This is a genomic window from Micrococcus sp. EYE_212 (genome assembly GCF_023147585.1).
GTDB lineage: Bacteria > Actinomycetota > Actinomycetes > Actinomycetales > Micrococcaceae > Micrococcus.
In genome coordinates this window covers 1-7,448 of the sequence record NZ_JAHXOZ010000028.1, presented here as the reverse complement: position 1 = coordinate 7,448, position 7,448 = coordinate 1, and the positions used below count along the sequence as shown (strand labels likewise).

Sequence of the window (7,448 nt, the reverse complement as noted above, 5' to 3'; positions counted from 1 at the left end):
ACGGGGGCGGTCTACAGGGTTGACCAGCCTCAGTGCCGTATGTAGTGCCCCGGCTATGGTCAGGCGAACACACGAGGTGAGGCCCGCGGGATGACTCGCGGTCCGTCAGCCACAGGATCACGTCCCCCACGGGCATGCCCGCGTTCTCCCCCACCAGGGACACCGATCCGGCAGGGCCAGCCGGGGCCGTCCTCCCGGTGCGGGCGCAGCGTCAGGCGCGCGGTGCGCAACGGCCAGTCAGGGGCGGGGCCGCCCGCAACCGCGCCATCCCCGCGCTCCACCCGGGACGTCGACGTCGGCGGGGACCGGCGTCGTCGTGCCGGAGGCCCAGTCCTGCCGAAGGACCGCGTACGCCACGGACGCGAGGGGCTCGAGGAAACGGACGCCGGCTGGGTGCCACGCTTCGACGTCGACGTGCTGGAGACCGCCCTGTGGCCCGTCCACGCGCGGCCCCGGTGGGAGGAATGGGGGCAGATCGGCGCGCCAACCCTGCTGATCAGCGGGGAGAACGGGTACGTGCCCGCCGGAGAGCTGGACGAGATGCGGCGTCGGCGCCCGGATGTGCGGCACGTGCAGGTGCCCGGTGCGGGGCACGACGTGCACCTGGAGGCGCCGGAGCGGGTGGCTGAGCTCGTGCGGGGGTTCGCGGCCTGATTGCTCTGGGGCAGGATCACCTCATGGACCACAAGCAGATCCTCCACGACGGGCTGCGCCGCCAGCGCGCGGCCCTCCTGCAGAAGCTCGAGGGCCTCAGCGAGCGCGACGCCCGCCTGCCGCGCACTCCCACCGGCACCAACCTGCTGGGACTGGTCAAGCACGCCGCCGTCATCGAGCTGGAGTACTTCGGCGAGACGTTCGGCCGCCCCGCCGAGGTGCAGCTGCCCTGGGCGGCGGCGGGGCAGCCGGAGGAGGACAACGTGGACATGTTCGCCGCCGAGGGTGAGTCCCTCGAGGACGTCCTCGAGTTCGCCCGCCGCTGCTTCGCCCACGCGGACGCGACCATCACGGCCCTCGGCGCCGACGCCCCCGGGCGGGTGGCGTGGTGGCCCGACGACAAGGCGGAGGTCACGCTCGCGCAGATCATCGCGCACGTCGCCCTGGACGAGGCCCGGCACGCCGGCCACGCGGACATCCTGCGGGAGCAGATCGACGGGCAGGCCGGCCTGCGCGCCCCGGGGAACAACCTGCCCCCGTGGGACGCCGACCGCTGGGCCGCCCACGTGGACCGTCTGACCGCCATCGCGGAGGGGAGCGGCGGACCGGGCCGGAACTGAAGGCACATGCCTCCCGTGCCCGACCTGCCCGCCTGCCTCGAGTGCGAGCCGCTGACCCGCGCCGTCGTCACCGGCTACGCCGCGAAGGTGACCGCCGAGGACCGCGCCGTGCAGCGGGACGCCTTCATCGCCGCGATGGTGTGGGGATACGGACGGGTCGGCTACGGCCCCTCCCGGGTGGAGCGCATCATGGCGCAGCCCGGGTTCGAGGAGCAGCTCGCCGACGTCACCCGCATCACCCTCGAGCAGGGCGGGCCCGCGGCCTTCGAGCATGTCCGGCAGCAGCGCAAGAGCGGGGTCGGCTGCCTCGAGCACCTCGGCGCGGCCTTCGGCACCAAGTACCTCTCCTTCCTCACCAAGGCCCACCGGGAGTCCGACATCGCCCCCGTCCTCGACTCGGTTGTGCGCGCCTGGTTCGCCGAGCACGCGAAGGACGTCGACGTCCGGATCGGCGATGGCTGGACCTACCCCCGCAAGTACGCCACGTACGTGGAGACCATGCAGGCGTGGGGTGAGGAACTCAAGATCCCGGCCGACGACGTCGAGCGGCTCATCTTCCTCCAGCAGCAGGACGCCACTCAGGAGCCCTGGCGGGAGAGCTGGAGTTCCGCCGCCGCGGACGCAAAGGCTGGCGAGCTGCTCGAGGCCCTCCGCCTCGCGCTGGCCGACCTGGGCGCCGGGGACGACGCCGAACCCCACCTGCAGGCTCTGGAGGATGTCATCGCCGACGCGGAGGACCGGGCGCCCGACGAGGCGTGAAGCCCGGCCCGCCGGAGGGACGGTCGGGACGCCGATGACGTCTCAGAGCGGCCGACTCCGCCCGTGAGTAGACCGGATAGGATGGGAGCCATGATCCGTGGGCTCCGGGCGTGGCGTCAGGCGCGTGCGCGTCGGCGTGCCGGCCGTCAGAGGTGGGCGTGCCGCATGCTCGACGCGGCACTGGTTGACGCCTGGCCTGGCCATGGGCTGTCCGCGGCGGTTCCCATCGACGGCTGGGCCTGCTCTCGTGGCACGTTGGGTTCGGGCTCCGGCTCCTCACTGGAGGTGCGGCTCAGCGGCGGCGGCATGGTCGACGTCGTGGTGGACGGGGACGTGGTGGACTCCGACTTCCCGTGGGACTGCTGGTCGGGTGACACCACGCTGCAGGCGGCACTGGCCGAGTCCCTGGAGCATCTCCTCTCTCCGTTTGCGGGGGAATCCCGCACCTGACCCGCACAGAACCCGGCTGACAGCCGGTTTTCTGTCGAGGCAGGATGGCCCCATGACGCGTCTGCTCCCCGGGGACTCCCTCACGCTCGACCTCGCACCTGAGGGGCCGGCCGACCTCCTCGCCCGCCTGCGCGCGGCGGGGGTCGCGATGAACGAGTCCGCTGAGCGCCTGATCGCGGACGCGCGGGTGTGCGCCGCGGTCCCCGATCGGGTGAGCGTCGTCGAGCGCACGCTCGCCGAGCTCCACCTGCCCGACGGTGGCACCCTCCCCGAGCTGCGGCGGGCCGTCGCGGCGGCGGGCCTGCGGGAGTGCCCGCCCGCCGTCGCCCCGCTGCTGCGCCTGGCCACCTTGGACCAGGCGAACGCGCCGGACTCCGTGCTTCGGCACGGCCGCGCGCCCGATGGCTCCGCGCAGGTGCTCAGCCCGTCCCTCGGCGACGAGTCCGGCGTGCACCGCGGCCTGTACCTGCGCGTGGTGGACCGCGTTCCGTGGCTGCGCGGCTTCGCATGCGACGATCTCCATGTCTTCGGCCCCGAGGACCGCTGGATCCTGGCGCAGTGAGGGCGCCGCGATCTGCCCAGACCGTTCCATCGGCCTGGCAGCGACACGGAGTTCTCAGGTGCTACACTGAACCCACTACATCCCCCACGCCTCTCCATGATGCGCACTTGGGGGATTTTTCTTTGCCTGGCGCCGCTTTGTGCCGGAACGGGAGGGTGAAGTGGGACGGACCATGCGGGCACGGGGGTCAGAGACCTTCGCAAAGCCTCCGCTCTCCCACGAGCGGATGCTCGAGCAGCTTGAGAGCCGGGGGCTCGTGGTTCCGGACCGGGACCGCGCTCTCCGATACCTGCGGCACCTCGGGTACTACCGGCTCTCCCCCTACACGATCCCCTTCCAGGCGGAGCGATCCACTCACACCTTCGCCCCCGGTGCCGAGTTCGACGACGTCCTGGACCTGTACGTCTTCGATCGCAAGCTGCGGCTTCATTGCCTCGACGCCCTCGAGCGTGTGGAAGTCGCGGTCCGCGCAGCCCTGACCGACCACATGTCCACGACCTATGACGACGCCCACCGGTACATCGACGCCGTGCACTTCCGCGACCGACAGCGGCACGCTGACCTCCTCGACATCGTCCGCCGTCTGGTACGGAGCCGGCTGCTGGGGTTGGCCGAGTCCGGTCATGACCGGATCCACCACCCCTCGGCGCTGGAGCACTACCTGATGACCTATCGGAAGCCGGAACTGCCCCCGTCCTGGCTCATGGTGGAGTCCCTGACCATCGGGCAGCTGGCGGGCCTGTACCGCAACCTCGCGCGTCGCTCAGATCGTGTGGCGGTGGCGGCCAGCGTGGGGTCGACCGACACGGTGCTCACCTCGTGGCTGCAGGTCTACGTGCGCGTGCGGAACATCTGCGCCCACCACGGCCGCCTCTGGAATGTGGGCCTCGGCGTGACCCCCATGATCCCCAAGTCACCCGCCATCTCGTGGCTCTCCGGTGCCGAGGCCGTTCCCGAGGCGTCCCGCCAGCGTCTGTACCCGGTGCTCGTCTCGCTCCAGTCCCTTCTGGGCACGGTCTCGCCGCGCAGCCGCTGGGCCGACCGCCTGTACGAGCTCCTGCATGACAGGCCCGAGATGAACCTCCACGGGATGGGCGTTCCGGTGGGCTGGTCCTCGGATCCGTTCTGGTCTCGTCGCCTCCGATGAGCGCGGCCGGTGCGGGAGTCCTTCATCCCGGGGAGACGGCCGCGGCCCGCCGCCGTCGTCGGGAGGATCCGTAGGCTGACGGCCCATGAGGATCGAAATGGAGAGGCTCCGCGTCCGCGCCGGCAAGGAGGAGCGCGCCCGCGAGTGGATCGCGTTCCTGCGGGAGAACCCCAAGGCGTTCCGCGAGACCCTGGAGCCCGAGCGGATGTACGTGGAGACGATCTTCTTCGAGACCGTCGGGGACGCCCTGTACCTGTGGTGGTACACCCTCCAGGGCGAGGACGGCGCCGAGCTCAGCGACTCCACCCACTGGCTCGACGAGCGCCACGCCGCCTACTGGCGCGAGTGCCTCGACCCCAACGAGCCCAGCCTGCTGCTCACCCCCGAGGTGCACATGAGCCCCGAGCGCGTCGAGGAGGCCATGCGGCCGCTGGGGGAGTGAGGCGGGCGCGCAGAACCCGGCTTACAGCCGGTCCGCCGCCGCCTGGAGGAGGCCGGCGCGCACGGGCTGATCGACCCGTCCCGCACGGCCCCCGGGCTGTGGCACCTGACCCTGTTCCGGTGGAACGAGGACGGCGTACCCCGGGTGACGCGCACGTTGTGACGCGAACGGCTCCCCTCGGACGTTCAATCCCCGCGGCTATTCTGGCCCCATGTCCGCCATCTTCGACCACCTGCGCTCCGACGACGGCGAGCACGTCGGCTACATCGAGATGGTCGGTGACCTCTTCGTGCCGCACGACCTCCTCCACCGACGCCGGGGCGAGCCCATGGAACTGCACGAGGCTGAGGCTGTCCTCGACACGATCGGCTTGCGTGCGCTCGCCGAGGACTGGCTGCTCGACCCGGCCGACGGCGTCGGCGACCCCGTGCGGGTGCGCATCCAGGAGGTCACGCGCACGCAGGTGACCATCGCGCCCACGGTGGACGGCGCCGTCGGGGAGGTCGCCAAGAGCATCGACCCCGCAGCGAGCATCACCCTGACCCTGCCCGCGGAGCGGCTGCGCCCGGCGGGGTGAAAGGGGGCACGAGAGGAGCTACGGGGGCGTTCCGCGCACCAAAGATGCTCAAAGTTATGGCAAGCATGCGCGAACGATGGTTCATCGCTCCATAACTATGGATACTTATGAGATGGACCTTGGACCCCTCCTCGCTGCGGGCGAGACCTTGGACGTCGAGTTCAAACGTCGGCTGGGGAAGGACGACCTCTACCAGGCCGTCGTCTGCATGGCCAACGGCATTGGAGGCCGGATCCTCGTCGGAGTCGACGACGACGGCACCGTCGTCGGGACGACAGCCGAGCATGGTGGTGCTGTGGACGCAGACCTCTTGGCTGGACGCATCCAGAACGGCATCGAGCCGCCGTTGAGCGTGGACGTCGAGGTGGTCCCCTGGGAGGGCAAAGACGTGGCGGTCATCACCGTCCCCCAGGCGAGGTCGTCGTTCGTCGGCACGCGCAAGGGGTTGTTCGTCAAGCGCGTCGTGGGGCCGGACGGTCGCCCCGCGTGCATGCCTATGACACCCATGGACGTCCTGCGGGCTGGGTTCGACGGCGTCGGCCTGGACTACGCCCGGGCGGAGGCGCGCGGGGCCGAGTGGGGGCACCTCGATCCAACCGAGTTCGACCGGTTCCGCCGACTGGCCAGCCAGTCGGCTGGTGACAGCGGTCTTGCGGAGCTCACGGATGCGGAACTGCTGCGGACGCTGGACCTCCTCACTCCGGACGGCGGCATCAGTCTCGGCGCGGTTCTGGTCTTCGGCACGTCGGATGCGCTGCGCAGGTGGGCCCCGACTGCGGAAGTCCTCTTCCAGGACTCCCGACCCCACGGTGTGGAAGCGAATGAGGACCTGCTGCTTCCCCTGGTGAACGCGTTCGAGGAGATCGAGGCCCGCTTGGCTCTGCGGAACTCCGTCACACCCGTGGAGGTGGGTCTCGTCCGAGTGGATGTACCCCTGCTGTCCGAGAGTGTGCGGCGCGAGTCGATCGCCAATGCCCTTGTGCACCGTGATTACGCCGAGGTGGGGCCGATCCAGGTGACCCTCACCGGGTCCACGTTCTCCGTCGCAAGCCCTGGCGGGTTCCCCCGTGACGTTTCGCCGGCCAACATCCTGAACCGCTCGGCTCCCCGCAGCCCTGCCCTGGCGAACGTGTTCAAGCGCGCCGGTCTCGTCGAGCGCCGGGGCAAGGGGGTTCAGGACATGTTCGCCTCGCAGCTCCGAGCCGGCCGGGGTACGCCGGACTACGGCCGCTCCACGCAGCGGTCCGTGATCGTCGACATCCCCTTGGGTGACGAGGACAGGGAGCTGTTGATCTTCCTGGCCCGCCGGCAGAACGAGGGCCAGCGTGCACTCACCCTGACCGAGCTGCGGGTGGTCCACGAGATCAAGCACGGGGGGCCTGCGGGGGCGGCGGAGGCAGCGGAACGCCTTCGACTGCCCGTGGCGGACGTGCGCGCAGCTGCCACCGCGCTCGTCGAGGCCGGCGTCCTGGAATCGCGGGGGAACGGCCGGGCGCAGCGGTACATGCTGACCGCGCGGTTCTACGAGCTGGCCGAAGACCGAGCCGCCTACCTGCGCCTGCGTCCGGTCGACCGAATCCAACAGCGGCGGCTGATCGCCGATTACATCCGCGAATACGGATCCATCACCCGCAGCAAAGCCGCGGAACTATGCCAGATCGCGCCCACGGCCGCGCGGGCGGTGCTCAAAGGCATGACGGAGGAGGGTCTCCTCGAACTGCGCGGGGAGCGGCGCGCAGCGCACTACGTGCTCCCGGACTCGTAGCAGTGTGCCCGGCCGCGCGCCTCGGGCCCGTATCGAGCCGCGCTCCCGGCCCGCATCGCCCGACTCGGGCTCGACCTGCCCTCCGATCTGGCGACCGAGGTCGAGGAGGCGACGGCCGCCGTCGTGCGCTTCGATGCTGAGATCAGCCACGCCCTCCCGGGGCTCACGGGAGAGATCGCCCCGATCGATGCGGTGCTCCTTCGCACTGAGTCCGCGTCCTCCTCGCAGATCGAGCACATCACCGCAGGCGCGCGAGCCCTCGCCCTGGCGACTCTCGGCGAACGCACCCGCCCGAACGCAGCGCTCGTGGCGGCGAACGTGAGGGCCATGGGCGCTGCTTCCCGGCTGGCCGCCGACCTCGACGAGCCCGCCCTGCTGGCCGCCATCGCGCACGCCCAGTTCGAGACCATCCACCCGTTCGCGGACGGCAACGGCCGCACCGGGCGCGTCCTCGTGCACGCCGTGTTGCACC

At 70.9% G+C, this 7,448-nt stretch carries 10 protein-coding genes; all 10 read left to right on the top strand.

Annotated elements, in window-relative coordinates; translation table 11 throughout:
• Positions 1-90: 90 nt before the first annotated feature.
• On the top strand, positions 91-654 hold the full coding sequence (locus KZX60_RS11790; RefSeq protein WP_248118594.1) for an alpha/beta hydrolase: 564 nt from the start codon (positions 91-93) through the stop codon (positions 652-654).
• A gap of 23 nt (positions 655-677) precedes the next feature.
• The gene (locus KZX60_RS11785; protein WP_248118592.1) at positions 678-1,274 is read left to right on the top strand and encodes a DinB family protein; all 597 of its coding nucleotides are present in this window, start codon (positions 678-680) and stop codon (positions 1,272-1,274) included.
• Between the two features lie 6 nt (positions 1,275-1,280).
• On the top strand, positions 1,281-2,033 hold the full coding sequence (locus tag KZX60_RS11780) for a hypothetical protein (protein ID WP_248118584.1): 753 nt from the start codon (positions 1,281-1,283) through the stop codon (positions 2,031-2,033).
• A 165-nt stretch (positions 2,034-2,198) separates the two neighbouring features.
• On the top strand, positions 2,199-2,483 hold the full coding sequence (locus KZX60_RS11775) for a hypothetical protein (RefSeq protein ID WP_248118582.1): 285 nt from the start codon (positions 2,199-2,201) through the stop codon (positions 2,481-2,483).
• Positions 2,484-2,535: 52 nt separating this feature from the next.
• On the top strand, positions 2,536-3,045 hold the full coding sequence (locus tag KZX60_RS11770; protein WP_248118579.1) for a hypothetical protein: 510 nt from the start codon (positions 2,536-2,538) through the stop codon (positions 3,043-3,045).
• A 226-nt stretch (positions 3,046-3,271) separates the two neighbouring features.
• On the top strand, positions 3,272-4,192 hold the full coding sequence (locus KZX60_RS11765; RefSeq protein WP_248118577.1) for an Abi family protein: 921 nt from the start codon (positions 3,272-3,274) through the stop codon (positions 4,190-4,192).
• A gap of 85 nt (positions 4,193-4,277) precedes the next feature.
• Positions 4,278-4,634: a DUF6176 family protein gene (locus KZX60_RS11760; RefSeq protein ID WP_248118575.1), complete on the top strand. Its 357-nt coding sequence runs from the start codon at positions 4,278-4,280 to the stop codon at positions 4,632-4,634.
• A 211-nt stretch (positions 4,635-4,845) separates the two neighbouring features.
• Complete coding sequence (locus tag KZX60_RS11755; protein ID WP_248118572.1) at positions 4,846-5,211, top strand: serine/threonine protein phosphatase; 366 nt, start codon at positions 4,846-4,848, stop codon at positions 5,209-5,211.
• Between the two features lie 112 nt (positions 5,212-5,323).
• Positions 5,324-6,976 carry a crosslink repair DNA glycosylase YcaQ family protein gene (locus KZX60_RS11750; RefSeq protein WP_248118570.1) on the top strand — a complete coding sequence of 551 codons (1,653 nt, stop codon included), beginning with the start codon at positions 5,324-5,326 and terminating at the stop codon, positions 6,974-6,976.
• Between the two features lie 123 nt (positions 6,977-7,099).
• A partial coding sequence (locus KZX60_RS12100; RefSeq protein ID WP_348983886.1) for a Fic family protein occupies positions 7,100-7,448 on the top strand: 349 nt, incomplete at its 3' end.

What these genes read in the sequence shown, in the direction of transcription:
- KZX60_RS11790 (WP_248118594.1), top strand. Translation starts at nt 91, where the DNA reads ATGACTCGCGGTCCGTCAGCCACAGGATCACGTCCCCCACGGGCATGC.
- KZX60_RS11785 (WP_248118592.1), top strand. Translation starts at nt 678, where the DNA reads ATGGACCACAAGCAGATCCTCCACGACGGGCTGCGCCGCCAGCGCGCG.
- KZX60_RS11780 (WP_248118584.1), top strand. Translation starts at nt 1,281, where the DNA reads ATGCCTCCCGTGCCCGACCTGCCCGCCTGCCTCGAGTGCGAGCCGCTG.
- KZX60_RS11775 (WP_248118582.1), top strand. Translation starts at nt 2,199, where the DNA reads ATGCTCGACGCGGCACTGGTTGACGCCTGGCCTGGCCATGGGCTGTCC.
- KZX60_RS11770 (WP_248118579.1), top strand. Translation starts at nt 2,536, where the DNA reads ATGACGCGTCTGCTCCCCGGGGACTCCCTCACGCTCGACCTCGCACCT.
- KZX60_RS11765 (WP_248118577.1), top strand. Translation starts at nt 3,272, where the DNA reads ATGCTCGAGCAGCTTGAGAGCCGGGGGCTCGTGGTTCCGGACCGGGAC.
- KZX60_RS11760 (WP_248118575.1), top strand. Translation starts at nt 4,278, where the DNA reads ATGAGGATCGAAATGGAGAGGCTCCGCGTCCGCGCCGGCAAGGAGGAG.
- KZX60_RS11755 (WP_248118572.1), top strand. Translation starts at nt 4,846, where the DNA reads ATGTCCGCCATCTTCGACCACCTGCGCTCCGACGACGGCGAGCACGTC.
- KZX60_RS11750 (WP_248118570.1), top strand. Translation starts at nt 5,324, where the DNA reads ATGGACCTTGGACCCCTCCTCGCTGCGGGCGAGACCTTGGACGTCGAG.